Raw genomic sequence first — 26,792 nt, forward strand, 5'->3', positions numbered from 1 at the left:
CGAAGGGGCGGTCCGGCAGCGGGCCGCCCTTTTTCGTTGCGCGGGATTGGGTTAGGCTGGCGCATGGATACAGCCGCACCGACCCTTGCCCCGGATGCCACCACCGAACGGATCCTCGCCTTTATCGAAGGTGTCGGTATCCCAACTGCGATCGCCGCGCTGGACGATACAACCTTCATGCCGGGCATGACGATCCGCGACGGCGTGCTGATCGTCGACCCCGCCCAGCTTACCTGGCCCGGCGACCTGTTGCACGAAGCCGGGCATATCGCAGTGACCGAGCCCGAAAAACGACCGACCCTGCACATGGTCAGCCCCGATCCGGGCGAGGAGATGTCGGCGATATGCTGGTCCTATGCGGCGGCGCTGGCGATGGATCTCGATCCCCGCATCGTGTTCCATGACGGCGGCTATCGCGGCGGCGGCGGCCACATGGCCGGCCTGTTTGCCGAGGGCACCTATGTCGGCCTGCCGATGTTGCAATATTTCGGCCTGGCGTTCGATACCCGAAGGGCCGCGGAAGAGGGCACGCTGCCCTTTCCCCATATGCAGCGCTGGCTCCGCTGAGGGACCTGCCCACGCGCGGCGGGGCGGGTTCGTCTCCCCTTCGCTCAATGCAACAGCCGCGCCTCGACAAACGGCCTGGCCGGCATCGTGAGCCGCTCCGGCAGATGACCGACACAATCGCCAAGCGCCTGTTCGATGCGCGGATAGCGAAACCGGAAGCCATGGAAGATCGCCTTTACCGGCAACACCTTCTGTCCGCCGAGCAGCAGCTCTTCAGCCAGGCCCCCGATTGCAACCCGTAACGGCGCGGCAGGCAGCGGCAAGATCGCGGGACGATGGAGGGCCTTGCCCAACGCTTTTGCGAAGGCGGCACTGCTCACCGGATTGGGTGCGGTCGCATTCAGTGCGCCATGGATTTCCGCATCGGCGGCAGCCGCGATGATCAGCCGCACCAGATCGTCGCGGTGGATCCAGCTCATCATCTGACGGCCATTGCCGACCGGGCCGCCAAGCCCCGTCTCGAAGATCGGCAACAGGCCGGCCAGCATTCCACCGCTATTGCCGAGCACCAGCCCGGTACGCAGCAGCACGGTGCGCACGCCAAGCCCCTCGGCGCGTCGCGCTTCTGTCTCCCACCGTGCGCAAAGTTCAGCGGCGAAGCCCTTGCCCTGCCCAACGCTCTCGTCGATCGCACCTTTATCGTCGATGCCATAAAAGCCGATCGCGGAGCCGCTGATCAAAACTTCGGGGCGGCGTTCCAACCGCGCCACCAAGGCCAGCAAGGCACGGGTCACCTCAAGCCTGGAGCCGATCAGCAATTCCCGCCGTTTCGCCGTCCAGCGCCTCGCTGCAATCGGCTCTCCGGCCAGGTTGATCGCAACATCGCAACGAAAGTCGTCGGGCAGCATGGCCAGGTCGGTGACGATCCTCAGCGGCGTCACCAGTCCGAGCGCACGACGCGCGTCGCGGGTCAGCACGGTGACGTCATGCCCTGCCGCGACTAGAGCCGCGACCAGCCGGCGACCGACAAACCCGGTGCCGCCGGTGACCAGGACTGCCTTGCGCGGGCCGAGCATAGCCGCAAGTTCACCTGCCGGTGTATCATCGAGGCGATGATTGCGCGCCGCCGCGAACAGGTCGCGAATGCCGCATATCATCACCCCGATTGCCGAAACTGTCAGCAGGAGCGAGACAATGCCATGCGCCTGCACGACGAGCGCCGTCGGCTGCCTTGCACCCGCCACCAGCGTTGGCGCGAGCATCGCCAGCAGCACGCCGTAATTGAGCGTCAATACTGTATGCGTCACGCGTTCGCTGGCGGGCAGTGCGCGAACCCGGTCCTCTTCGACGAAATCCCACAAGGTGATGCCGAGTTCGACCGACAACGCGCCGATCAACAACATCGCCGCCAGCCCATGGGGCTCGGTCCAGCCAAGCATCAGGAAGACCAGCGCATAGATCATGTTGCGCACGCCGTGCAGGCGCAGTTCGGTCGCCTGGCCCGGCTTCCAGGCGAGGCGCTGAGTCAGTTCGTGGTGATAGACGGTGTCGAACCCGCCCATGACGACCTGTGCGAACAATAGCGTGACGAAGACAGGATCGTTCATCGTGCCTCTCCCGGACGATATTCGGTGAACTGGCAGGTCTGGCGCACCAGCGTCCCGAACCAGGGATGATCGAGCGCCAGAGTGAAAGCGAACCAGCCATGGTCGCAATCGATATGACCGATCCGCAACCGCCCCGGTGCGAGCCATTTCGGCAGCCTCAATCTGAGCGGCCCGGCGCGCCAGAAATAATGGTCGCTGTCGAAATACAATACTTCCGCTTCGACCTTGAGCACCAGCGCGATGCCGAAACCCATACCGAGATATTCCTCGAGCCCGGTCGGCCCGGCGAAGCGCTTGGAGCTGTGGATGATCTGCGGAAAGCCGCTGCGACGGCAATATTGCCGGGTCCAGAACTGGCCGCGACCCGCTGCATCCTCGGTCACGCAGACTGCGGCCGCGACCCCGGTATCGGTATTGAGCGGCAAGGGCGCGCCAACCAGCCGGCAGAGATTGGCAAGGATGCGTCCGGCCAGGTTCATGCGGCACTCGCTGACTTCGCCGACATAGTTGATCGTCTGTGTGGCGAGCGCCTTGCGCCCGAACCGCGCCCGGACGCTCGGCGGCAGGGACGCCCAGGCATGATCGCCGAGCATCTGACGGAATCGGGGGTCGACCACGGTCGTGTTGCGCGGCGCGGGATGGCGGAGGAGCGCCGCTGCGGGGATGTTGGCCAGGCTTGCCATTTCTTCCTCCTATTCCGATATTTCTGTTTTAACAGAAACTACAGATCAAATAGAGAGTCAAGAGCTGCTGACGAGCGATGAGGCTTAACAGGCAATGCAGAGCAGATTCGAAACGCAGTTCACCGAACTTCCGTTACCGATAGCTCCGGGATTCATTGGCCGTACACGGATGCGGCATCGCCCGGGCAACCCTGCGGCAGAATGATATCCAAGAGTGCGGCGCCTTAAACCGGCTCCGCCTTCTCCTTGGGCAACACCGCATCCGGCTCAGAGCTCAGCGTGCGCAGCTTCACATCGAACCGGCCGCCTTCCACCCGGATTTCGTTGAACGACGGCGGCGTATCGCGCAGCCGTTCCGACAGCGTGCCCGCGCCGATCATCCGCACCCTACGCCCCTCGACCTCATGCGCGATGTCGAACGGGTCATGGACATGGCCGGTCAGCACCGCCGCTACGCCCGCCCTGGCCAGCGCGGAGAACGCCGCCGCTCCACCCCGCGTCGCCGATGTCGCACTGGTGCGCGGTTCGATCAGCGGATGATGGCACGCGACGAACACCAAGGTGCCGACCGGTGCCGATTCCGCCAGCGCCAACGCCTGCTGCAACGACCGGCGGCTCACCAGGCCCTTCGACCAGTTGAGCCGCCACTGGAAACGCGCGGTAGTGACCATCGGCACGATCATGATCCCGGGCAGGTCGAGCGGCTGCTCGATCATTCGCTCGACCGCCTCGTAGCGATGATAGGGCCGGAAGAAACGGGCGATCGGGTTGAAATAGGGCAGGTCGTGGTTGCCCACCTCGACCGTGGTCGGCACACCAAGGCCCTGTAGCCAGGCCAGCCCGGCGGCGAATTCCCGGTGCCGGGCACGCATTGTCAGATCGCCGGTCATGATAACCGCATCGGGCCGCTCGGCATGGACGAGACGCTCGAACCAGGCGATCGCCGCGCGATCTTCTCGCCCGAAATGCACATCGCTGACATGGAACAGCCGGATCGTCCTCCCGTTCATCCTGTTGCCTTTATCGTCTTCAGGAATTGCCGGGCAGTCATCCCGCCAGTGATCGGGATATCCGGCTCGAGCATCACCGGCTCGCCGTCGAACAGGGCAAGTGCCGGCTTGTGCCCGGCAATGCGGATCACTGTCGCACGAACCTGGGTGACAGCGGCGGCCGCCACCCAGTCGCCAGTGAGCCATTCCCAGCCAAGTGCGGTGATCGAACGGAAATCGCGCGCGTCGACCGCCGCAACATCGAGATGATCGACCTCGGGGCGAACGAACACCGCCTGGGCGCGCTCGCGCAAGCCCCGCACGCCTTCCAGCTTGATCCCGCGCGCAAAGGTGCGCCGCCACGCCGTCAGCATCGCCCGGCCAAGCCCGCGAATCCTGCCCGACCGCACCATCTCCCGCGCCCGCACCCAACTCGCGGCGGGGCCGAGGATCAACCCGACCAGCGCACGACGCGCCCCCGCCTCGACGAACGGCAGCGCGACCTTCTCGCCGCCCTCATGCGCGGCATGGATGATCGCAGCGGGATCGGCGGTACCGTGCAATGCCTTTGCGAGAAGGTTCATCGTCCCGCCCGGCAGGATCAGGATCGCGCCGCCCCACTCGGCCAGCGCGCCGACCACCGCATTGATCGTCCCGTCGCCGGCAAACAGCACGACGGTATCGACGTTCGCCGAATCGAGTGATTGCGGGGTCGGCAGCTTCTCGTCCGGAAAGCCGGTTCGTCCGATCAGGGTCAGCCCGCGCTCCGCGAACACCGCCTCGATCGCAGCGCATTTCTCGGGCGTGGCGGAGCCGGAGGATGGATTGGTGATGAACCACAGGTTTTTCATTGCGACCCCGAACGCATCACCGGCGCTAAAGTCTCGTCATTCGACCACAAATCCCGCCACCCTGAGCTTGTTTCAGCGCTCGAGCTTAGGCTTGCCCCCCGGCCAGCCGAAGAATGTGCCTCCCCCGACACACTCTCGCTCGAACGCTGAAACAAGCTCAGCGCGACATTCAAAGAGGCAGGTCAGTTCGCCCAGTAGACATACTCCTGGCCTCGCCTCCACGGTGCGTTGATCGGCACGTCGATCCGCACCGGCCCCTCGATCAATCCCGGCCAGAGCGGCTTTGCCATCCCGGCATTGTGCCGCTCGATCATCGCGCGCAGCGCCGCGACGCGCTGCGGCTCGCGCGCGGCGAGGTCGACCTGTTCGGTCGGATCGGTGGCGAGGTCGAACAGCCAGGCTTTGTCCGGCCGCTTCGACACCTGCAGCTTCCAGTCGCCCTGCCGCACCGCGCGGTAATCGCCCGACCGCCAGAACAAGGCATCGCGCTTCGGTGGCGGGCCGAGCAGATCGAAGCCGTCCATCGGCCGGTCGCTCGGCACCTTTGCTCCGGCCGCAGCCGCGATCGTCGCGAAGATGTCGAGATGGTCCGCGATCACCGGCGTCGTCGCCGGCGCGATATGACCGGGCCAGCGCATCATCATCGGGATGCGGATGCCGCCTTCGAAAAAGGTCGCTTTCCACCCGCGATACGGCGCGTTGAGATCGGGAATCCCGGTATACCACGCCCCGCCATTGTCGCTGGTGAAGATCACCAGCGTATTGTTGTCCAGGTTCAGCGCCTTCAGTTTCGCCATTACGTCACCGATGCGGCGATCCATCTGCCGGATCATCGCGCCATAGACACGCTGCGTATGGTCCTTGATCTGCGGCAGGGCGTCATAGTCCCGCTTCAGCGCCTGAAGCGGTGTGTGCGGCGCGTTATAGGCGAGGTAGAGGAAGAAGGGCCGGTTGCGGTTCGCTTCGATCGCCTTCAGCGCATTGTCGGTGAAATAATCGGTGGCATGGCCGACTGGCTTGAAGCGCTGATCGTCGCCCCAATAGACCGCATAAGGCAGATTGGGCCACAGGAAGCGATCGATTGGGTCGAAGGGCAGCTTGGCATTCACCACGCCCGGATCGTCCGGGGGCATGTACATGCCCCCGCCGGCGCGAAAGCCGAGGCTCTCGTCGAAGCCCTGCCCCGTCGGCCGCAGCGCCTTGGCCTCGCCCAGATGCCATTTGCCGATATGCATGGTGTGATAACCACGCGCCTTCAGCACTTCGGCGATGGTGATCTCGCTCGTCGGCACGCCCATCTCGGGATAGTCGAGCAGGTCATGGTCGAGTTCGCGGTGATAGATGATGGGATAAGGCGACGGCCCGCCCGAATGTGCGAGATTGGCGGCAAAACTCGGCGGCACGGCAGTATATTCGAAGCCGTAGCGCGTCGGATAGCGGCCCGTCATCAGTGCCGCGCGCGATGGCGAACAGGTCGCATTGGCGGCATAGGCAGTGGTGAAGTTCAGCCCCTGCGCGGCAATCGCGTTGATGTTCGGCGTCGGCACCGCACCATTGGCGACGCCGCGCCCATACAGGCTGATATCGTTCATGCCGAGATCGTCGGCGAGGATCAGGATGATATTGGGTGGCCGCTTGCCAACCGGTGCGACCGCAGGCCCCTGCGCCCACGCCACCGGACGATTGGCGAGGATCGGCTCACGCCACTGGCCGATGATGCCCGGCAGATAGATCTTGTAGTGCTGGAACAGGGCATAGCCGCCCGCCACGACCAGCGCGGCGATGGCAAGCATCGCGACACCGCGCCTTGCGCGCCGGCTTGCGACTGGCATCATCGTCCCTCCCCTTCTATGATGCGTCATTGCCACCAATCTATTGGCGCGTATAGTGCCATTTTAACAGCTGGTCCGGAGTTCGATCTTACGCATGGCAACGCCCCCGGCATCCGGCCCGAAATCCCGATCGCCCGACGGACGCCGCGAGCGCAGCGTGTCGAGCCGCGCAAAGATCGTCGCGGCGATGCTCGACCTGGTCGGCAATGGCGATGTCCAGCCGAGCGCGGCACGGGTGGCGGAGGCTGCCGGGGTCGGGCTGCGCACCGTCTTCCGGCATTTCGACGATATGGATTCGCTCTACCGTGAAATGTCCGAGGCGATCGAGGCACGTGTGCTGCCGGTCATGCTCAGGCCCTTCACCACCAGCAGCTGGCGCGAACAGCTGCGCGAACTGGCAGCGCGGCGCTGCGAAGTGTATGAGGCAATCCTGCCCTATCGCATCACCGCCAGCCTGAAGCGGTTCCAGTCGGCTTTCCTGATGCAGGATTATCGCCGCATGCTGCGCATCGAACGCAGCTCGATCGAGGCGATCCTGCCGCCAGCGCTGCTCGCCGATCCGGTGCAAAGCAACGTCCTGCACATGTCGCTCAGCTTCCAGTGCTGGCGCGTCCTGCGCCATGACCAGGAGCTTGGCGTGGCGGAGGCACGGGCGGTGTTTCTGCGGCTGGTCGATGCCGTTCTTGAGCAAAGCGACGGTTGATCCGCGCGACCCCGGGGAGGCAAGACGATGGACGTCCGGTTCTGCGGCGATGAAGAGCGCGCCAACCCGTCGGGCGGGCTGTGCGACGAATATCGGCTGAGCGGGATCACCGTTTTCGCCGAGCTGGTTGCCGCGTATCGGCGGATCGCCGCCGATCATCCCGGGTTCCGGCCATTGCTGACGCTCGATGACTTTCCCCAGGCCAGCTACACCTCGGGCCATATCAGCGATGTCCTCAATCTCGACGATACGAGCGGCGCCGATCTCAGCAACCTGCCGCCGGAGCGCTTCGAGAATGGCGAGCATCTGGGCTACCTCACTACCAAGGCCGAATTCCCGATCCGCGCGCGCAACTTTGCGAGAATGGTGGCCGATGCATCGTTCACCGATGCCTGCGGTCATGGCCTCACGCTCGATGAGGAAGGCTGGGCGGAGTGGATCGAATACCAGGGAGATCCCGTATCGCTGCTCGATCAGCCATTGTCGGCAATGCTCGTGCCGGCCGAGCAGGGCCATGACGCGCTTGCCGCTTTTCCCAATGGCTATTTCGTGTGCGATCTCCGTCCCGCCTTGACCACGGCCGTCGCGCGGCATTTCACCCAAGTTCATGGCTATGAGCTGATCGGCATCGGCGCCTCCTATCTCGGGCTGTTGCGGGCAGTGCCGCCCGATGCGGCGACGATCGGACCGATCGCAGCCGATTTCTGTGCCCTGTACAATATGAGTGGACAGATCGAGCGGCTGAACGAGGTGATGCGGGCGATCGTCGGGCGCTCACATCTCTGGCTGCGCTATACCGAGTGACCCTCGCCCCCCTATCGTTCCGGCTCGTCGTGGCGCTGGCGATCCTGTCGCTCGCCGCATGCGGCCGAGCGCCCGATACCGCCGAGCCCGCCCGCTGCGCCGACCCTGCCCCATCGATTCGCTGGATCCCCGGCGGCAACTTCATCATGGGCGAAGATCCCTATTATCCCGAGGAAGGCCCGGCGCGGACAATCGCGATCAAGGGCTTCTGGATCGATACGCATGAATTGACCAATGCCGAGTTCGCGGCTTTCGTGAAGGCGACCGGATACCGCACGCTTGCCGAACGCAACCCGCCCGTGCTGCCCGATGCGCCGCCCGACATGCGCGTACCCGGGTCTGCGGTATTTACCGTGCCCTCGCAGGACGATCCGCGCTGGTGGCGCTGGGCGGTCGGTGCGCAGTGGCGGCACCCGTCCGGGCCGAAAGAGTCGATCGCCGGTCATGAGGCCGACCCCGTCGTGCAGATCGCCTATGACGATGCCGTCGCCTATGCGCGTTGGGCGGGGAAGGAACTGCCAACCGAAGAGCAATGGGAATATGCCGCACGTGGCGGGCAAAGCGCGCTGCCCGAACCGGTCGCCGCCGACGGCAAGCCCACCGCCAATTATTATCAGGGAGTCTTCCCGCAGCGCGACCTCGGCACGGACGGGTACAAGGGCCGCGCGCCGGTCGGCTGCTTCCCGGCCAATGGCTATGGCCTGCACGACATGATCGGCAATGTCTGGGAATGGACCAGCAACGCTGCCGGCCCGGCGCCCGACATGCATGTCATCAAGGGTGGTTCCTATCTCTGCGCCGGCAATTACTGCGCGCGCTATCGCCCCGCCGCGCGGCAATTCCAGGAACGCGGGCTCGGCACCGACCATATCGGTTTCCGCCTGGTCGATAACCGCAAGCCGCCACCGAACCGTTGACGCCTTCTTGAACATATGGCATCTACAATGCCAATATATCGAGGAGAGCGACGTGCTGGTATTGAGAACGCCCGACGAGCGCTTTGCCGACCTGCCGGATTATTCCTTCGCACCGCATTACCGGACCGTGGTCGATGCGGACGGCACGGCACTGCGCCTCCATTATGTCGATGAAGGCCCCGCCGACGCTGCTCCTGTCCTGCTGATGCATGGTGAGCCGAGCTGGTCCTATCTCTACCGCAAATTCGTGCCCACGCTCGCCGCGAAGGGCCACCGTGTCATTGCGCCCGACCTGATCGGCTTTGGCAAGTCCGACAAGCCGGTCGCGCTCAGCGACTATAGCTATGAACGCCATGTCGCCTGGATGAGCGCCTGGCTCCAGGCGCTCGACCTGACCGACATCACCCTGTTCTGCCAGGACTGGGGCGGGCTGATCGGGCTCAGGCTGGTCGCCGCCTTTCCCGACCGCTTCGCACGGGTGATCGTCGGCAATACCGGCCTGCCCACCGGCTCGGGCTTTTCCGACGCGTTCGAGGCGTGGCGCCAGTTCAGCCAGAAGGTCGACCCCTTCCCTACGGGCTTTATCGTCAATGGCGGCGTGGTGCGGAACCTGAGCGCCGCCGAGATGGCCGCCTATGACGCGCCCTATCCGGACGAGAGCTACAAGGCCGGCGCGCGCATCTTCCCGACGCTGGTGCCGATCCAGCCCGACCAGGCATCGGTCCCGGAAAACCTCGCCGCATGGGGGGCGCTGGAACAGTTCGACAAGCCGGTCCTCACCTGTTTCAGCGACAAGGATCCGGTGACGGCGGGCGGCGCCCGGCCCTTTCTGCAACGCGTACCCGGGACCAAAGGCCAGCCGCATGTGACGATCGAGAATGCCGGCCATTTCCTGCAGGAGGACGCACCCGAGCAATTGTGCGCGATCATCGACTCCTTCGTTCGCGCCGATGGTCAGGCGATGAGCTCTGAAGCCGGGCAACCCTATCTCAAGAGGCAAGGCGCCGCGCTGTGACGCTTGGCTACGATCTCTACTGGTCGTTCCGTTCTCCTTACTCCTATCTGGTCACACGGCGGCTGGTCGAACTGGAGCGCGACTACGACGTCACCTGTACCGTCCGCCCGGTCTATCCGATCGCTGTCCGCCAGCCGGACTTCTTCGCCAAATCCGATCCGCTGTGGTTCAGCTATTTCATGCTCGACATGCGGCGCAGCGCCGAGTTCGCCGGCCTGCCGATCCGCTGGCCGGTGCCCGATCCAGTGCTGATGGACCCGGTGACGCGCACCTATCCAAAGGAGCAGCCGCATATCCACCGCCTCACCCGGCTCGGCCAGGCGGCAGCCGAACGCGGCCATGGCCTGCGCTTCATCGACGAGGTCAGCCGGATCATCTGGGACGGCACGACCGACAATTGGCATCAGGGCGATCATCTCGCCCGCGCTGTCGGCCGGGCCGGGCTCGACCTGGCCGAGTTGGACGCCGCGATCGCCGCCGACCCGGATCGCTTCGACCGCACGATCGAAGCGTCGCAGGACGCGCAACGCGCCGGCGGCCATTACGGCGTGCCGCTGATGCTGTTCGACGGCGAGCCGTTCTTCGGCCAGGATCGCTTCGACCAGTTGACATGGCGCATGGCACAGAAAGGCCTGATGCACCGTCAAGGCAAGCGGTGAAAAGCTGAGGCAGCCACACATTCAAGGCGCCCTCTTCCGATGCCGGCTCACCGGAAGGGACCATCCCGCATCAGTTGCCCGTAGTGCAGGTCTCGTCGGTGCCGCAGATGTCCTGCTTGCCGACCGTCACCGCCGCACCCGACGCGCTGAGGTCAGGGATCTGCGCCGGCAGCATTACCACCCTAAGCGCCTGGAGTTCCCCGATCGAATCCGACAGCCGGGTCACGATCATGAATGTGCCGCCCTGCAAGTGCAGGTCATAATTCGCCCCGCCGGTCAGCGTGCCGATCAGGATTGCATAATTGCCCGGTAGCTCACCCGCCGCACGCCCCAACGCGCCGGTAAGCGAGTCACCCGTCACCAGTGATCCGCCGCTGATCGTAAAGGTCAGCGCCGGATCGGGAGTACCCTGATCCTTGGTGATATCGTCAGGCCGGATATCAACCTGACGCCGTGAGATGGTACCAAGCACACTTGCCGGCACAGTCAGCGTGTAATTGCCCGCATCCCCACCGGTCAGCGTAGTTCCGCTGACCGCGACGGCCTTGCCCGCTCCGGCATTCTTGTCGGCAAACGAAAATACGGTGCCGACCGTACCGACACTGTCCCCGGCGATGACGCCGTTGAGCGTCGTGGTACCTGTGGCGGAGGTGGTGCCGTCATAGGCCCGGTCAGCGACCGTTACCGTCGCGGTAATCGCCTTTTTGAGGATGTCCGCCAGTGCACTCGACGGTAGTGCAAGTGTATAATTGCCCCCATCAGCCCCGATGAGTGCGGTACCGCTTATCGTCACGGCCTTGCCAGTCCCCGCATTCTTGTCGGCGAACGAGAGGAGCGTCCCGTTGGTACCGACCGCGTCACCCGCAACGAGGTCGTTCAGCGTCACCATACCGGTCGCGCTGGTCGTGCCGTCATAGGCCTTGCTGTCAACCGCGACGTTGCCGGTGATCGACTTCTTGAAGATGTCGGCGAGCATGGTCGAGGGGATCGCCAAGGTGTAGTTTTGCGCGTCGTCCCCGCTCAGGGTCGTCCCGGTGATGCTCACCGTCTTGCCCGCGCCGGCATTCTTGTCGGCAAAGGTGAAGACGGTGCCGGTCGCGCTAACTGTGTCGCCAGCGACCACACCATTGAGCGCCACGCTACCCGTCCCATTGGTCGTCCCGTCATAGGTCTTGCTATCGACGGCAGCAGTACCGCTGATCGCCTTTTTGAGGATATCGGCGAGCGCGGAAGTGGTAATTGTGAGCGTATAATTGCCCGCATCGCCGCCGGTCAGCGTCGTGCCGCTGACGGTGACGGTCTTGCCAGTGCCAGCTTTCTTGTCGTCAAAGGTCAGGACCGTGCCGGCAGTGCCGACCGCGTCACCGCCGACCACGCCGTCCAGCGCGACCGTACCGGTGGCATTGGTGATGCCGTCATAGGTCTTGCTGTTGACGGTGACCGAACCGGTGATCGCCTTTCTGAAGATATCGGCGAGCGCGCTCGCGGGGAGCGTCATGGTATAATTGCCCGCATCCGCGCCGGTCAGCGTGGTGCCGGTAATCGCCACGGTCTTGCCCGTGCCGGCATTCTTGTCGGCGAAAGTGATGATTGTGCCCGTCGTCCCGATTGCATCGCCGCTGACAACGCCGTTCAGCGTCACGGTCCCCGTTCCCGCAGCGATGCCATCATAGGTCTTGGAATTGACGATCACGGTTCCGGCAAGCGCTTTCTGGAAGATATCGGCGAGAGCGCTGGCCGGGATGGTGAAGGTATAATTCCCCGCATCCGCGCCAGTCAGCGCGGTGCCCGACACAGTCAGTGTCTTGCCGGCCCCCGCATTCTTGTCCGCGAACGCGAAGGCGGTGCCGGTGGTGCCGACATGGTCGCCGCTCACCACGCCGCCAAGTGAAACGGTGCCAGTTCCAGCCTGGGTCCCGTCATAGGTTTTCGAATTTGCAGTGACGGTGCCGGTCAGGGCTTTTTGAGGATATCGGCAAATGCCGAGGTCGGGATGGTCAGTGTGTAATTGCCCGCATCACCACCGGTCAGCGTCGTACCGCTCACGTTGACAGTCTTGCCGGTGCCGGCGTTCTTGTCCGCGAAGGCCATGGCTGTGCCAGAGGTGCCGACCGCATCACCCGCAACGACGCCGTTCAGCGTCACCACACCGGTCGCGCTGGTTGTGCCGTCATAGGTTTTGCCGTTGACGCTGATCGAGCCGGCGATCGCCTTTTTAAAGATATCGGCCAGCGCGCTCGCCGGGAGGGTGAGCGTATAATTGGCTGCATCGGGTCCGCTCAATGTGGTCCCGCTGACGTTGACGGTTTTGCCGGTAGCGGCATTTTTATTTGCGAAACTGAACATTGTGCCGGTGGTGCCGACATCGTCGCCAGACACCACGCCATTGAGAACGATAGCGCCGGTTCCGGTGACCGTGCCGTCATAAACCTTGTTGTTAGCAGTGATGGTACCGGTGAGCGCTTTCTGCAGGATGTCCGCCAATACGGTTGTTGGAAACGTGAGGGCATAATTTCCCGAATCGTCGCCGGTCAGTTGGGTCCCTGAGACAGTGACCGTCTTGCCTATTCCCGCATTCTTGTTGGCGAAAGTGAAGACTGTGCCTGTCGTCCCGACGCCATCGCCACTAAGCACGCCATTGAGTGCAACCGTGCCACTTCCCGTGGCGGCCCCGTCATAGATCTTGCTGTTGGCGGTGACTGTGCCGGTAATCGCCTTGGGTATTACGGTCAGCATGCCGGGGTTGGTGAAGGCGAAAGCGTAGCCGGCGTCGCTTTGCAGTGAGCCGAGTGTGATCGAGGTTCCATAGGCCCCGCCAGCGACCGTTGCACGCTCGGCGAAACCGTTCGATCCGATCAACGGCACGCCGGAAAAGGCAGTTGAGCTGGTGTCGGCAAGAAAGGCCCCATCAATTCCGGGCTGATAGCCCGTTATGCCGAACGGAATTCCAGACGAGCCGTTGAGAGTCACACCGTAGATCTTGGAGAAATCGACCGTGGAAAATGTCAGCGTCGGCTGAAACGCGAATACATAACGATTGCCCGAGATCGTATCGGGTGCACGCGTCGCTAGCGTTGCATTCCAGATCGCGGTATTATGACTGTCGAGATTGCCATAGGTGTTGAGGCCATTCGGTCGGGCGAGGTAAATCACCCAATGACCCGACGCCGTGAGCAGATTTGATCCCGCGTCGTTGATGAAGGTTGCGCCTGACAATATCAGATTGCGTCCTGACAAGTTCGAACCCGCCTGGAAAAGCATCTCCCCGCCCGAACGTATCGCGATATCGGACTGGTCCATGGGGCCGCCGAAGAGCTTGGATCCGCCGCGCAAGACTATGTCCGACAGCGCGGACAGGCTCAGCGCTTCATTGCCGATCCCGTCGCTGTTGCTCCTGAGTTCGACCCCATATCCCCAGATCCCACCAGAGGAGGTAGCGAGTGTGAGCGCTCCTTTTGCCAGCTGCACCCCGCTTACGCTGATGCCAGCCTTGCCAGAAACCGCATAGTCCCCGCCGGCGGTGATATTGCCGAGCACATTGACCACACCATTTGTCGCGGTCACGCCAATGCTGCCGCCTGAGCTGGCACTGGTCAGATAGACGTCTTCGCCGGCGGTCAGGGTGAGGTTGGCCCCGCCAGTCGCGTTGCCGACATACAGCGCGAGACCGCTTACGCTGGCGCTTGTGCCCGCCGAGATCGAATTGATGCTGACGTTATAGCCGGAGCCTGGAGATAGCGCCCCGCCAGTAACCGTCACCGAGACATCACCACTTGCTGCAGTGAGTTTATCGGCTGACAGCCAATCGACAGCTGTAATTGAAAGATTGCGTCCAGCATCGATTGTCTTGGTGCTGATTTGTCCACCAGTGGTAACAGTAATATCACGACCAGCAGAAAGCGTTGGCAATACAGTTATGTTACCATTATTGAACGAGATCAGCGCCAAGCCGTTTAGCACGAGATCGGCATTGGCACCCGCGGCCACGTTACCTAACCCGAGGAGCGCGGTGCTGGAACCGATGGTCACGCCACCGACACCCATTCCATCACCAACATAGACTTGTGTGTCGGAGGTAAGATTGAGCTTGCCGCCGGCATATACTGTATCGAAAATGATTCCCGTCGGCCCGGTGAGAGTTAAATCGCCCATGGTTGAGCGCAGCGAGCGTCCCGAAACTCCTTTGCTGCTGGTCAGCGTGATCTTCCCATTCGCGACGAGATCCTGGAGCGCAATACCGTCGGCTGTGATCGAAACCGTACCTGCTACAGTCGCCCCACCCGTGCTTATGAAGGAACCGCTGGGCATACCGACGATATTGCCTGCGATATTCATGCTGCCAGCGTAAAACAGGGAGCTCGTTACCGAGAGATCACCACCAGTGGTGACGACGCTGTTCTGCACACTCGCCGGGCCATTGCCATAGAAATTGGCCGACTTTCCTTCGACAGAATTTATCGTACTGTCAGACGCGCCAGCGTAGAGGTCGGCTGCTCCAGCCGCTCGAATGCTACCAAGCTGATATCTACCACTCGCAGCGAGATTGATGTCGTGCGCGCTGACGATCGAATTATTGAAGGCTCTGATATAACCGTCAGCGGCGAAAACACTGTCATCGGCGATTGTTATGCCGGGCACTGCAACATCCGCCGTCAGCACAACGCCACGATCGGTCAATGCCGCACCTGTTGCCGTAATTGATGCGTCGATCATGTCGATCGAGGTCGCCGTCTCACCGAAGGCCCCGATAAGAACGTTCCGCCCCTTAATGGTAACTCCGCTCAGCAAAAGCCGCGCATCGGGTACACCGGTCGTGACTGTCAGCGATAGCGGGCTGCCCGGACTGTTCTGAATCGTCACATCGCGAGCGACAACGAGTGCGACGTCGCCACCGTTAGCGGTCAGAGTGGGCACCCGGAAACCTTGCTCCGTTATGCGCCTGCCGAGGATCACCAGATCGCCCATGCGGCCACCGGTCACGCCCGCATTCGAAGTCGTCGTGATCTTCGTACCAACGGTTCCTTCCTGGCCGAAAAGAATGCCGTAGCCGCCATTGACGGAACCGCTGACGGAAAAGCGCAGCGTTGAACTGCCGTTCAAAAAGTCATTGTCGTTTGACAGGTCAATGTCGCTCGCAAAGAAGGAGCCGGTATTGACCGATGATTGACCACCAAAATAGATGCCTTCGCGATTGATTAGATATACACCGACATTGGGATCGGACGTTATCTTACCCAACACTTGCGAAGCATGCCCGCTGATATCACGATTAAGCACGGCAATATTATCGGTACGGCCGGTCACGCCGCTGGTCTCGCGCGAATCCTTGAAATTAACGCTATTGCCGGTCGCGACGTCAAACCCGCTCCCCCCCAGGTCAGGATCGTCCGGTTATCCTTCAAATCGACCTTCAGCGTCTGCGCGCCGACAGCCCCGCTGGTCGTAAACACGGGATTGGTCGACCCCGGCGCGCCGCCGCTGATGCCTGCGGTCACCGAGGTGACATTGCCCGTATCAGGCAGATTCTGCGCTGCCGCAGGGGCCGCGAGCAGCAACAGGCCACCGGCCAGCACGGTGGTGGCGGAAAGATTGTTACGGAGATTGATACATTTGATCATGGCGATTTCCTCTCGGCTCAACGGCGCGGGGAGAATTGGAAATTGAGCGACAGCAGGACGCGGTCGGATGCGCGGCGCGTGCCCGGGAATCGGAGTTCCGGGTCGAGCGGATGTGCGTACATCGCCTCAAGCGACAATTTGCCCGCCAGCGAGGCGCGAATGCCGCCACCGAACGAACGCAGGCTGCGTCCATCCTCCAGCGTGAACGGGTCTTCGTTCCAGATGCGCACCACGTCATAGAAGCCGAAGACCTGCGCGCCGATCCGCGACTTGATCGGCAACAGAACGCGCGGTTCGATCCGCGCACCAACCGCCTTATCGCCGGAGGTCGCACCCGGATCATAACCCCGGCCGAGCGTCAGGTTGCCGACCGAGAACTCCTCAAAGCTAAGCAGCGGGTCGCTCGCCCATTGACCCTGCACCACCCCACCAATGCTCACCAATCGACCAAGACCGACAAAACCGTTCAGTCCGGCACGAACCACCGTCGCGCTTGCGTCGCCGTCGAAGCGGCTTGGCCCATAGCCGGCCGGCGTCAGTCGACCGGTTTCAGTGGCGCCAAAAATGTCGAATCCCTTGCGAACTTCGAGCGATCCGCCCAGTGCCCAGCGGTCGGGCCCGGCGAATTGCGGCGCGCGCAGACTACCCGAGAGGCGCAGATAGGCGATGCGCAATTTATCCTCGGTAATCGGGATACCGCCGATGCTGGTCTTGAGCTGAATCTGCTGCTGAATGATTTCGAAGCCGCCGCCGAGATCCGCCGTGGCGCGCACGCTACGCGCCAGCGGAGTCGACACATCGAAACCGCCGATCAAGGAGCGCGAACTCAGCTTGAGTGCGCCGATCGACGGACGCGACCAAGCGTAGCTGAATCGCCCACCAAATGTCGTGCCGCGATCAGTGCCGAAATATTGGCCGAGTTGAACCACCTGCTGCTCATCGACATCGGCGGTCGAGGACACGCCGATAAAGGTACGATCAGCATGGCCGGTGAGCCCATAATATTCGAGCCGCAATGTACCGCTTTCGCGGCCCAGCGTGCGCGATCCCATATTCTGCACATTGGCGAGGATCGCGAACGGCGTGTAGCGCACGGCAAGGTCACCCGTCACCTCGCCCGGGCCGGTGCCGGCGGCGCGGAGGTTCATCGCCACCTGCAATCCCGGTAGGTCATTCGCGCCGATCAGGATGCGCTCGATTTCGCGTGTGTTGAGCGCCGGCAGCGCCTTGAGTCGGGCAATCCGCGCCTCAAGCGCGCGGCGATACGGCCCGGGAGCGCCTTCGATCCGAACATCGGTCAGGCGGGCGAGGATAACGGTCAGGATCGCCTCACCGGTGGTGATCTCCTGCGGCGGAATCGTCACACCAGCGACATAGCCGCTGGCGCGTAGGATGTTGGCGGCGCTGTCGCGGAGATCGCATAGCTGGGAGAGTTTGCGCACGTCAGGCGCGGGCGCAAGGCCGTTCAGTGCATCGAGCGCCCCCGACGGCAAAGACGTGCCGTCGGGCTGGGCATAGCGAAGCCGATCGATGCGGACTTCGATCGATGAGTCAGCAAACGGGCATGTCGCGGCCTTGGGGCTGTCGTCGCGCACCGTTGCGCGTGCCTCGGGCTTGATACCGGTCGTGCGCGGAATCTCCACCTGCTCACGACTTGGCAACGCTCCTGGCACAGCTTGAGCAAATGCTGAACTTGTCCCAAGGCTCGCGCACACGAACCCCATTGAACCGGCCAATATGGCGCGGCGCCCCCGTAATGACATTTTTCCCCCGCGAGATTTCGCGAGTTACTGATCAGACTCGCCGGGTAAAGCAATAGGTCATCGAACCGTCATATTGAATCGGCGGCCATTCGCCGCCTAGAACTGCTCGCCTTCGGGATCGAAGGCCTGGTTGCGCAACCAGCGGCCGCCCAGCCGTGCACCGGAGCACGGGCCGCGCGAGGTCAGCACCACGGCATCGACGGTGAACGCGGCCTCGAGCCGGCAAGCTTCATTCCCCTCCCCCATCAGCGGAAAGACGATCGTGGTCTGGCCGGCCGCCACCGGCACCGGTTTGCCCTCTTCGGTAAAGACCTGCACCGCATTGGGGTCGGCCTGCGCGAGGCCCAGTTCCAGCCCGCCCGGACGCGACGTGATCCTGAGCATGTCCTTGCCGCGATAATACATGCCGCTCAGCCGGAAGCCGGGGCTTTTGAGGATCGCGATCCGGTCGATGTAGAGACCGCGCAAACAGGACAGGCGTTGCGCATCATCCTCACAATAAACCCCGCCCATACCGGTCCCGGCCGGCAGCAGGGTGCGCTCCCCCATCCAGCCGCGCTGCGTGAGCTTCACATAGGCGGCAATCCGGCCGTCCCAGAGCTTGAGCGCCTCGCGGTACGCGGCCGCCAGGCTGTCATCGAGGTGCGAAAGTTGCGGGTCGGAACAGATCAGCTTCTCCACCCGGGTCGAGGCCTTGGCGCAATCGAAGCTGGCCGCGCCAGCCGACGTGGTGCCCGCGAGCAGCACAAGACCCAAGAACATGGCGACATAGCGAAGCATGGCTGACCCCCGTCACTTGAGTGCCCTGTTTATCGCGAAACGCCGATGCTCGCAATTGAACGGGCCGCTGGGGTCGAGACCTTAGACGAACCTCCCTCCGTCATTCCCGCGAAAGCGGGAATCCCGCTTCTTCTTCCGAGTGCGGGGCAAGGCAGCGGGATCCCCGCTTTCGCGGGACGACGGTCGTTCAACCAATTGAACCAATGGTATCCCAGCCTAGGCGAGTTCGCTCAGCACTGCGCCGACCGCGGTGTCGAAATGCGCTTCCATCGCGGCGGCAGCGGCCTCCGGATCGCGGTCGGCGATCGCGACGGCGATGGCGCGGTGGCGCTCGATCATCAGGTCGCGATGCTCGATCGAGACGCGGGTTCGCCAAGCGGCGGGCACGGCGACCTGCATCAACGGGGCGAAGGACTGGACGATCTGCACGAACAACGCGTTGCGCCCGGCGCGAGCGATGCGGTCATGGAACTCGATATCGTAGCGCGTGATGTCCGCCATATCGACGGTGTCACCGGCCATCGCCTCGGCCAGTTCAGTGATGCGCGCGGCATCACCAGCGCTGCGGTTGGCGGCAGCGAGCGCGGCGGTGCGTACCTCAAGAGTGCGGCGTACATCCCAGATTTCCGGTACCGTCACCTGGTCGGTGCTGATCGCATGGCTGAGCGAGGTCGCCATGACCGACCCGTCCATCGCGCCGACCCGTGCGCGGCGGCCATTCCCGACATCGAGCAGCCTGAGTGCGGCGAGCGCCCCGAACGCCTCGCGCATCACCGCACGACTGACCCCGAGCTGCTCGGCGAAATGCCCTTCGCCCGGCAAGGTATCGCCGACGCGCAGCTTCTGCCCGACGATATGGGCATTGACCGCATCCATTGCGCGGCGGACCAGCGATCCGCCGCCATCGATCATCGTGTCGGACATCGTGCCGCGAGCCGCTTCAGGCAGCGAGCGTGCGACCGCGATATTCGCTGGGCGACACACCGAAGCGGCGGCCGAAGGCGCGCGCGAAGCTGGCATTGTTGAGATAGCCGCTTTCATAGCCGATCTTCGATACCGGCAGGTCGGTCGACAGCAGTCGGCGGCTCGCCTCCGCGAGGCGCCGTTCGGCCAGAGCTTCGGCCACGGTACAATGATAGAGTTCACGGAAACCGCGGGTGAGCTTGGCGCGATTGATGCCGCAGGCACGCGCGAGCCCGTCGAGCGTCAGCTTCTCCGACCAGCGTTCGTCGATGATGCGCCGGGCATCGACCAGCCGGCGGCTGTCGGCGAGCGACAGGACGCCGTCGGCGGCGACCGGGATCAGCTCGCCTGAAGCAAGCAGACGGCCGGTCTCGCACAGCAATTCGATGCTCTTGCCGGTGCGATAGGCTTCACAGAATGTCCCTGCCGGATAATCGCGCAGCGCAAGGCCAATGGCGCGCTGCTCCGAGGTCAGATGATAGCGTCGGCCGTGCTCGGCCGCCGAGTCCCAGCCGAACAGCCGGCCCATGACTTCATGCGTGACGACGAACGAGATGCTCGCCGGTCCCTCCACCGCCTCACCGAGCGGCTCGACCGCAGCATCATGGGCGATGCGCAAGGTTGCCGGGGTACCGACGCCGCCGAAGTTGTAGACGAGCAGCGCGGACTCGGCGGGAAGCACCACACCGTCCATGTCGCCAATGCCGATCAGGGTGGTCATTTCGGGCGCCACGATCACTGCCTGGATCGGTGTCTGCTTCGGCAAGGCTTCCATGGCGCTCTCCCTTCGACTCTGCTGGCCGTCAATGGGCCATAATCGTTCGGGGCATGATTGCAATCCTATCCGATAGGTCGGTCCGGAACGGCCGGAAGTCGCGTCGGACGCACTGCGCCATCAATTCGTCGATTTGAGAAAGTGCGCGAGCGCGGCGCGGCTGTCGCGTCGAGCCGCCCCGCCGATACGCGTGCCCGGCAGTATGTCGAAGCCGTGGAAGCCGCCGGGATAGACATGCAGTTCGGTCGCAACCCCGGCGCGCATAAGTCGACGGGCATAGTCGATGTCCTCTTCAAGAAAGAGGTCGAGCCCGCCAGTGCTGATGAAGGTTGGCGGCAGGCCCGTAAGATCCTCCGCGCGAGCAGCGGCGGCGTAGGGCGATACACCCTCCCCGCCCGGTTCCTCGCCGAGCAGCGACGCCCAGCCGAAGCGGTTGTTGTGGGCATGCCAGATGAACTCGCCGGCGACGGGGTGCGGGTCGGACGACACGCAGGTACGGTCATCGAGCATGGGATAGATCAGATGCTGGAATGCCAGCCGGTATTCGCCGCGGTCGCGCGCAAGCAGCGCCAGCGCCGCCGCCAGCCCGCCGCCCGCGCTTTCACCCATCACGCCGATCCGGCCAGTGTCGATGCCGAGACGCGCGGCGTTGGCAAAGGTCCAGGCGAGGCCGGCATAGCAATCCTCGATCGCGCCCGGAAACACCGTCTCGGGCGCGAGGCGATAATCGACCGAGACGATGATGCAGCCAAGGTCAGCGACCATCAGGCGGTGGACCGGCTCCATCGACTTGGCCGCGCCGCCAATATAGCCGCCACCATGGATATGATAGATGCACGGCAGCGGCGCAGCGGCACCGATCGGCGCATAGACATGCAGCTCGATTTCGGGGGCGCCGGCCGGACCGGGCACGTTCAACCGTTCGAGCGTCGAACCGCTGGTGTCGATCTCCGGCAACGGTAATTGGCGCGCGCGCATGTCGGCGAGATTGTCCGCAGTAACGGTCAGGGTCGGCCAGACGTCGAGCAGCGGGCGGAGTTCCGGATCGACGAGGTGCAGTGTTTCCATATCAGGCTCTCCATTGGCCGTTCATGCGCGGCGGTGCCGGCGCCGTGCTCCCTGTTCATCGACGATAACAGGGAGAATAACAGGGAGCGGTATATTTTTTGTCCCGATCGACCGGTTTTACTGGAAATAATATCGCTGTTTTTCAACGAAATATCCGTCATTCTCCCTGTTATCCCGGAACAGGGAGAATGATGCCCGGGAACAGGGAGAGGCCGCGGCGCGAACAGGGAGCACCTGATTCTAAACAGGGAGAACCGATTCAACCCGGTCGCAAAATCGGCTTTGAGGGAGTGATCGTTCATCATTGACGGAGCACTGCCATGACCAGCTTTTATATTGAATCGCCTATCATCGATTCGTGCACCGGAGTGGCGCGATGAACCGCGAAGAGACCGGGCGATGGGATGCCGCGGAGCACGAAGGCGAAGGCTATGCGGTGGGGAATTGCCGGCCGCCGGTCGAGCATCAATTCCGCAAAGGGCAATCGGGCAACCCGGCGGGACGCCCGCGCGCGACCGGCGCGCCGGGCGACCGCCTGCGCGGATCCGATGAACCGACCCGGGGGATGATCCTGGACGAAGCGTATCGCATGGTGCCCGTGGAGATCGACGGCAAGACGGTCGAGATGCGGATGGGCCAGGCGGTGATGCGATCGCTGGCGCTGGCCGCGCTGAACGGCAATCCCACCGCGATGCGCCGCTGGACCGAGCTGGTGCGGCAGGCCGAAGCCGACCAGAAACAGACGCAAGTCGCGATCTACAACGTGTTCGAGCGCGACGCCCAGCAGAAGGAGATCAGCGAGCGCAAGAATGAGCGCGGGGACATCACGCAATTCTATGCGGACGATATCCTGTTCGATCCCAAGGCGTGCAGGGTCGTGGTGCGGGGTGAGGATGGGTGATTGGGCGGGCCAGTCGCACCTCGCTTCGACATGACGGCAATGCCGATACCAATTCAGCGCTGCGCCATCTGGACGTCGCCCTCCCCCGACCAGCCCTTGCGCTCGAGCCGGGTCCACGCCTTGTGCATGCGTGCATGGCCTGAGCCCAGGCCGAGATCGGCAGTGGCCTGTTCCCAGGTGTTTGCGGCGGCCACGACCTTCACCACCGCTGGCCCGGGCGGCAGATCCTCGGCCCAGCCAGTGAGGGTGTGCGCATTGAACAGCGCGAGGAACATTGTGGTGAGGACGACGATCGTCGCGGTCCAGCGCAGCGTGCCCGCGCTGCCATCGGCCCCGTCATTGGTATCGTCAGGGAGATCGGTCGGGAATTCATAGCTGTCCATTGAAGCGGCCCCTTCAAAAGCGGAAATAGATGAAGGGGGCGACCCCTTCGTAGCGCATCGCGTCGACCACCAGCATCAGCATCGCCAGCCCGGCCGCGACCAGCGGCGCGGGCAAGGCGCGGATGCGCTGCGCCGCGCGAGTCATCGCGTCCCAGGAGAGCGCGTGGATCGCCAGGCCGAACGCGATCAGCAGCAGCACCAATGGCGTCACCGTGGTCAGCCCGTCCTGTGCCGGGGCGACGATGCCGCCGAGATAGGCCAGCGCATCGCCGAAGCTTGCCGCGCGGAAGAAGATCCAGCCAAGCACCACGACATGGAAAGTGAGTGCAATGCGCGCCCAGCGCGGCAGCACTACACCCTTTGTCAGGCGCGCGCGCGACCAGGCGCGTTCGACCACCAGTGCGGCGCCGTGCAGCCCGCCCCAGATGACGAAGGTCCAGCTCGCGCCATGCCATAGCCCGCCGAGCAACATGGTGATCATCAGGTTGCGATAGACGCGGAACCGGCCGCCCTTATTGCCGCCGAGCGCGTCGATATAGAGATAGTCGCGGAGCCAGCGCGACAGGCTGATATGCCAGCGGCGCCAGAATTCCTGCAGCGATTCCGCGCGATAGGGACGATCGAAATTGCGCGGAAAACGATAGCCGAGCAATGCGGCGATGCCGATCGCCATGTCCGAATAGGCCGAGAAATCGCAGTAGATCTGCACCGCATAACCATAGGCTGCGAGGATCAGGTCAAGCGACGAGTGAAGCTGTGGCGCGGTGAACACCGGATCGACGAACTGCGTCGCGATCTCGGACGCGATCACCGCTTTCTTGAACAGGCCCCAGACGATCAGCAACAGGCCCATCGACACCATGCCGCGATTGATCCGCGGCACCTGTTGAAACTGCGGCACCAGATCGGCGGCGCGGACGATCGGCCCGGCAACGAGGTGCGGGAAGAAGGACATGAGCAGCAGGATGTCGAGCAGGCGCGCCGGCGGCACGCGCCCCTTCGACACGTCGACGACATAGGAGATGCCCTGAAAGGTGAAGAAGGAAATGCCGACCGGGAGGATCACCTGCATCAGCGCGGGGTTCTGCGCGATGCCAGACAGCGCGAGCAGCCCGCCGGCCTGTTCGGCGAAGAAATCGAAATATTTGAAGAAGCCGAGCATCGCCAGATTGACCGCGACACCGCCGATCAGCAGCGCCTTGCGGCGGCGCGAATCCTCGCTGCGTGCGATCAGGGCGGCGGTGCCCCAGTTGATCACCGCCGAGACGATGAGCAGCGGCACGAAGCGCCAGTCCCATGCGCCGTAAAACACCCAGCTGGCGACCAGCAGCAGCAATTTGCGCCAGTCGTTGGACCGGAATGACCACACACCGGCAAAGACGATCAGGAAGAACAGGCCAAAGCTGAGGGTTGGGAAAAGCATCTCACTGATCCTGCATCGCGCGGTCGAGATCGTCCTGAAGCAGGCGCGCGAGCGTCGCCCCGCCGGAGGTGCGGAAATGGACATGATCGGGGCGCATCAGCGGCGGCACCGCAGCGACCCAGCGCGCGGCCGTGCACGGCCCGCCCATTCGCGCCTGCCAGTCCCAGAAGGCAATGCCGAGATCGCCGGCAACCTTGCGCTGGACGGCGCGGACGCGGTCGAGTGCGGGCGGCGCGAACAGCGATCCGGCGCAGCCAATCGCCATGCCCGGCGCATTGGTGCGCAGCGCCGGATTGCGGCTGAGCGCATCGGGTGGGCCGAGCAGCAGGATCGGGGCGGCGCCGGACAGGGTGCGCAGGCGGTCGATCTGCGCGCGGAGCGTCGCTTCGTAGGCATCGCCATCGAAGCGCGGCGCGAACCCTTCATTGGTGCCGAAGGCCAGCACGATCAGATCGGGCGTGTAAGCCTTCAGCTCCTCGGCGAGCAGTGCGTCGTCGGTACGGCCGAAATGCACGAGTTGCGCGCCGACCACGCCGAGATTGGACAAGGCGACACCGCCATCGTCCTGGAAGGTCGCCCAAGAGGTGATGGTGACCGGGCGGTCGAGCGCGGTGACCGACAAAGTGAATTGCAGCGTGGCGCTGCGGATCGTCTGGCAGCGCGGCACGACTGTATCGGCGGCGAAGTCGAGGCGCTGCTCATTGCCGGTGCCAATCTGCACCGCCAGCGTCCCCGCCGCCGGGCCGGCGATCGCGCAGAGCGTGACGCGGTCGAACAGCATTGCCGGGTCGGCGGTGAGGCCCATCGCCGCGCCTGGGCGGAGCGAGGTCAGGCTGTAGCTGGTCAGGCCAAGTGGCGGGCGGGGCTCGGATGATGCCTTGCCGAAGGTCGCCGCGATGCTCCAGCCGGGCGACATGGCAGCGGTGACGCCGCGGGTGAGATAGCCGTCATAGGGACGGCCGGGCGGCAGGACGCCCCTGCCCCCGCTGCCCCAGCGCGCCTGCAACAGGTCGCGCCAGGCGCCGGTCAGCGCGTCACCCGCCGTGTGGCTGTCGCCGATCTGCACGATATGCACCGGCGGCATGCCGCGCCCATCGCCGGCCGCCGCCAGTCTGGCGAAATAGGGTGCAAGCGTGTCGAAATTGCACACCGGGCCGGTGCACGGCGCGGCCTGCGCCACTACAGGCGCCGCGAGCAATGCGAGTGCGGCGAGGGCCGCTTTCATTGCCCGCCCGCCGCAACGGATGTTGCGCCGGCAGTCTCGATCTTCTTCGTCGCCTCGACATAGCCGCGAATGCGTTCGCTGAGGCCGTGGGTGATCCATTTATAGCCGGTCATCGACATATGAATGCCGTCGCCTTCGCGCACCAGGGTGCGCTTGCCGGTCGCGGGATCGTCGAGATAGGCGGCATATTGCCCCTTGGCGTCGGAGGCGACCGGCCTTGTATCGATGAACGGCACGTCGAGCGCGGCCATGCGCCGGGCATAGAAATCGTTGATCGCGCCGACATCGCCATCGAGCGCCGCGTCGCGCATGCGCGGCAGGCCGACCCAATAGACCATCGCATGATGCCGGCGCAGCAAGGCGACGAACCGGTCGAGCCGCTCGCCGATCTGGCCCTGCCATTTGGGGCCCATCAGTGCGGCATATTCGCCCTTGTCGGTAATGATCCCCTGCGCATCGTTGGCACCGAACGAGATGACCGCGATGTCGATCGGCCCTTCGCCAAGCTGCTCGCCGGCGCGGGTTTCGAGATTGAGCCGCTTGTAGCGGGTGAAACCGGTCGCGGGCTGGCTGTATTTCAGGACGTCATAGCCCGCCTTGCGCGTCAGTTGCTGCTGGAGACCGAACGCGACACCGTCGCCGAAACTGTCGCCGAACACTGCGATCCGCACCGGTCCGCCCTTTTTCAGCGTGCCGAGCAATTGTCGCTGGGCGGGCGCCGCGCATTGCAACGCCGCCGCGACCTCAGGCGTCCTGTCGACGCCCGGTAGCGGTGCCGTCGCGCACATCGGTCGCGCGATTACTGTGGATTGAGCGGAGTCCGAGTGCCCGATGAACGAAAACCCGATTGCGGCGCCGGCGCATACGCCAACCAGCAGGACCGCGGAACGGTCCAATACCATATTTTTAAGCGACATGTGGAACCTGTCTGTTTGAGACAGCGGCTCTTTTACGGGAATATATAAAAACAGTCCAGACAGATTTTCTATCTTTAGTAGATTTTTACTCTATAATACAAGTACAAATATCCATATTTAGTTGAAAATATCATGAATATGGTGAGGCTATATAGTTATTCTCCACAAGATTTTTCAGTTATTCTTTCACATAGCGATAGAAATACCGCATAATATACATGATATATACTATATCACCTGATTTCATGTCCGATCGATCGCGTATCATCACATCTCGTCGAGAGAGGTGACAACGCTCGCTGTGGTCGCGTTGATCTCGGTTTCGATTCAACAGTGGAACTGTATATCATGAGCGGCGAGTCGTGCAATTCTGTCGATGAGTCGTTTCATCTGATCCTGGAATGCATGG

The 26,792-nt window shown here is 63.4% G+C and carries 24 protein-coding genes; 7 read left to right on the plus strand and 17 right to left on the minus strand.

The genetic code is table 11. The annotated features are described in order from the left end of the window. Positions 1-63 precede the first annotated feature (63 nt). A complete protein-coding gene (locus H3Z74_RS11835) occupies positions 64-567 on the plus strand; it encodes a hypothetical protein (protein WP_187764061.1) in 504 nt (167 codons plus the stop codon). Between the two features lie 44 nt (positions 568-611). Here H3Z74_RS11835 and H3Z74_RS11840 read toward each other — a convergent pair whose 3' ends face one another. The 5 genes from H3Z74_RS11840 to H3Z74_RS11860 all read right to left on the minus strand — a co-directional run bounded on the left by H3Z74_RS11840 (position 612) and on the right by H3Z74_RS11860 (position 6,469). Beyond that, the gene (locus H3Z74_RS11840) at positions 612-2,114 is read right to left on the minus strand and encodes a TIGR01777 family oxidoreductase (RefSeq protein WP_187764062.1); all 1,503 of its coding nucleotides are present in this window, start codon (positions 2,112-2,114) and stop codon (positions 612-614) included. Further along, a complete protein-coding gene (locus H3Z74_RS11845) occupies positions 2,111-2,797 on the minus strand; it encodes a DUF4166 domain-containing protein (RefSeq protein ID WP_187764063.1) in 687 nt (228 codons plus the stop codon). The genes H3Z74_RS11840 and H3Z74_RS11845 overlap by 4 nt, the downstream gene beginning before the upstream one ends. Before the next feature lie 224 nt (positions 2,798-3,021). Further along, positions 3,022-3,807, minus strand: coding sequence for a metallophosphoesterase family protein (locus H3Z74_RS11850; RefSeq protein ID WP_187764064.1), 786 nt, complete (start codon positions 3,805-3,807; stop codon positions 3,022-3,024). Next, the gene (locus H3Z74_RS11855) at positions 3,804-4,637 is read right to left on the minus strand and encodes a diacylglycerol/lipid kinase family protein (RefSeq protein WP_187764065.1); all 834 of its coding nucleotides are present in this window, start codon (positions 4,635-4,637) and stop codon (positions 3,804-3,806) included. Before H3Z74_RS11855 ends, H3Z74_RS11850 begins: the two co-directional genes overlap by 4 nt. Before the next feature lie 182 nt (positions 4,638-4,819). Beyond that, entirely contained in the window at positions 4,820-6,469 is a 1,650-nt protein-coding gene (locus H3Z74_RS11860) for a sulfatase-like hydrolase/transferase (protein WP_187764066.1), read from the minus strand. Positions 6,470-6,563: 94 nt separating this feature from the next. Between H3Z74_RS11860 and H3Z74_RS11865 the strand changes: the two genes are divergently transcribed. Genes H3Z74_RS11865 through H3Z74_RS11885 form a run of 5 tightly spaced genes read left to right on the plus strand, consistent with a single transcriptional unit; the run spans position 6,564 to position 10,567 of the window. Further along, positions 6,564-7,172 carry a TetR/AcrR family transcriptional regulator gene (locus H3Z74_RS11865; protein ID WP_229727037.1) on the plus strand — a complete coding sequence of 203 codons (609 nt, stop codon included), beginning with the start codon at positions 6,564-6,566 and terminating at the stop codon, positions 7,170-7,172. A gap of 27 nt (positions 7,173-7,199) precedes the next feature. Continuing rightward, a complete protein-coding gene (locus H3Z74_RS11870; RefSeq protein ID WP_187764067.1) occupies positions 7,200-7,976 on the plus strand; it encodes a hypothetical protein in 777 nt (258 codons plus the stop codon). Next, entirely contained in the window at positions 7,973-8,893 is a 921-nt protein-coding gene (locus H3Z74_RS11875) for a formylglycine-generating enzyme family protein (protein WP_229727038.1), read from the plus strand. Before H3Z74_RS11870 ends, H3Z74_RS11875 begins: the two co-directional genes overlap by 4 nt. 52 nt (positions 8,894-8,945) lie before the next feature. Then, complete coding sequence (locus H3Z74_RS11880) at positions 8,946-9,908, plus strand: haloalkane dehalogenase (RefSeq protein WP_187764068.1); 963 nt, start codon at positions 8,946-8,948, stop codon at positions 9,906-9,908. Further along, positions 9,905-10,567, plus strand: coding sequence for a 2-hydroxychromene-2-carboxylate isomerase (locus tag H3Z74_RS11885; protein ID WP_187764069.1), 663 nt, complete (start codon positions 9,905-9,907; stop codon positions 10,565-10,567). Before H3Z74_RS11880 ends, H3Z74_RS11885 begins: the two co-directional genes overlap by 4 nt. A 70-nt stretch (positions 10,568-10,637) precedes the next feature. Here the strand turns inward: H3Z74_RS11885 and H3Z74_RS11890 are convergent, their stop codons facing one another. From H3Z74_RS11890 to H3Z74_RS11925, 8 genes are all read right to left on the minus strand, one after another. Then, the gene (locus tag H3Z74_RS11890) at positions 10,638-12,548 is read right to left on the minus strand and encodes a beta strand repeat-containing protein (protein WP_326838815.1); all 1,911 of its coding nucleotides are present in this window, start codon (positions 12,546-12,548) and stop codon (positions 10,638-10,640) included. Continuing rightward, positions 12,521-15,871, minus strand: a complete 3,351-nt coding sequence (locus H3Z74_RS11895) for a beta strand repeat-containing protein (protein WP_187764071.1) — start codon at positions 15,869-15,871, stop codon at positions 12,521-12,523. Before H3Z74_RS11895 ends, H3Z74_RS11890 begins: the two co-directional genes overlap by 28 nt. Further along, positions 15,868-16,185, minus strand: coding sequence for a hypothetical protein (locus tag H3Z74_RS11900; protein ID WP_187764072.1), 318 nt, complete (start codon positions 16,183-16,185; stop codon positions 15,868-15,870). Before H3Z74_RS11900 ends, H3Z74_RS11895 begins: the two co-directional genes overlap by 4 nt. A gap of 17 nt (positions 16,186-16,202) precedes the next feature. Then, positions 16,203-17,846: a ShlB/FhaC/HecB family hemolysin secretion/activation protein gene (locus H3Z74_RS11905; RefSeq protein ID WP_187764073.1), complete on the minus strand. Its 1,644-nt coding sequence runs from the start codon at positions 17,844-17,846 to the stop codon at positions 16,203-16,205. Positions 17,847-18,044: 198 nt separating this feature from the next. Further along, positions 18,045-18,728 carry a lysozyme inhibitor LprI family protein gene (locus H3Z74_RS11910; protein ID WP_187764074.1) on the minus strand — a complete coding sequence of 228 codons (684 nt, stop codon included), beginning with the start codon at positions 18,726-18,728 and terminating at the stop codon, positions 18,045-18,047. Between the two features lie 216 nt (positions 18,729-18,944). Further along, the gene (locus tag H3Z74_RS11915) at positions 18,945-19,652 is read right to left on the minus strand and encodes a FadR/GntR family transcriptional regulator (protein ID WP_187764075.1); all 708 of its coding nucleotides are present in this window, start codon (positions 19,650-19,652) and stop codon (positions 18,945-18,947) included. A gap of 16 nt (positions 19,653-19,668) precedes the next feature. Continuing rightward, the gene (locus H3Z74_RS11920) at positions 19,669-20,466 is read right to left on the minus strand and encodes an AraC family transcriptional regulator (protein WP_187764076.1); all 798 of its coding nucleotides are present in this window, start codon (positions 20,464-20,466) and stop codon (positions 19,669-19,671) included. A 120-nt stretch (positions 20,467-20,586) separates the two neighbouring features. Continuing rightward, complete coding sequence (locus tag H3Z74_RS11925; protein ID WP_187764077.1) at positions 20,587-21,534, minus strand: alpha/beta hydrolase; 948 nt, start codon at positions 21,532-21,534, stop codon at positions 20,587-20,589. Between the two features lie 376 nt (positions 21,535-21,910). On the opposite strand from H3Z74_RS11925, the gene H3Z74_RS11930 reads away from it, so the two are divergent. Beyond that, the gene (locus H3Z74_RS11930) at positions 21,911-22,435 is read left to right on the plus strand and encodes a DUF5681 domain-containing protein (protein WP_187764078.1); all 525 of its coding nucleotides are present in this window, start codon (positions 21,911-21,913) and stop codon (positions 22,433-22,435) included. A 53-nt stretch (positions 22,436-22,488) separates the two neighbouring features. On the opposite strand, the gene H3Z74_RS11935 is transcribed toward H3Z74_RS11930, so the two are convergent. The 4 genes from H3Z74_RS11935 to H3Z74_RS11950 are packed head-to-tail and all read right to left on the minus strand — an operon-like array spanning position 22,489 to position 26,254. Next, positions 22,489-22,818, minus strand: coding sequence for a hypothetical protein (locus tag H3Z74_RS11935; protein ID WP_187764079.1), 330 nt, complete (start codon positions 22,816-22,818; stop codon positions 22,489-22,491). 13 nt (positions 22,819-22,831) lie between these two features. Beyond that, the gene (locus H3Z74_RS11940) at positions 22,832-24,241 is read right to left on the minus strand and encodes an MBOAT family O-acyltransferase (protein ID WP_187764080.1); all 1,410 of its coding nucleotides are present in this window, start codon (positions 24,239-24,241) and stop codon (positions 22,832-22,834) included. 1 nt (position 24,242) lies between these two features. Beyond that, positions 24,243-25,466: a GDSL-type esterase/lipase family protein gene (locus tag H3Z74_RS11945; RefSeq protein ID WP_187764081.1), complete on the minus strand. Its 1,224-nt coding sequence runs from the start codon at positions 25,464-25,466 to the stop codon at positions 24,243-24,245. Continuing rightward, the gene (locus H3Z74_RS11950) at positions 25,463-26,254 is read right to left on the minus strand and encodes an SGNH/GDSL hydrolase family protein (RefSeq protein WP_229727039.1); all 792 of its coding nucleotides are present in this window, start codon (positions 26,252-26,254) and stop codon (positions 25,463-25,465) included. Before H3Z74_RS11950 ends, H3Z74_RS11945 begins: the two co-directional genes overlap by 4 nt. Between the last annotated feature and the right edge of the window lie 538 nt (positions 26,255-26,792).

The organism is Sphingomonas alpina, from assembly GCF_014490665.1.
In the GTDB taxonomy this organism is placed as follows: domain Bacteria; phylum Pseudomonadota; class Alphaproteobacteria; order Sphingomonadales; family Sphingomonadaceae; genus Sphingomonas; species Sphingomonas alpina.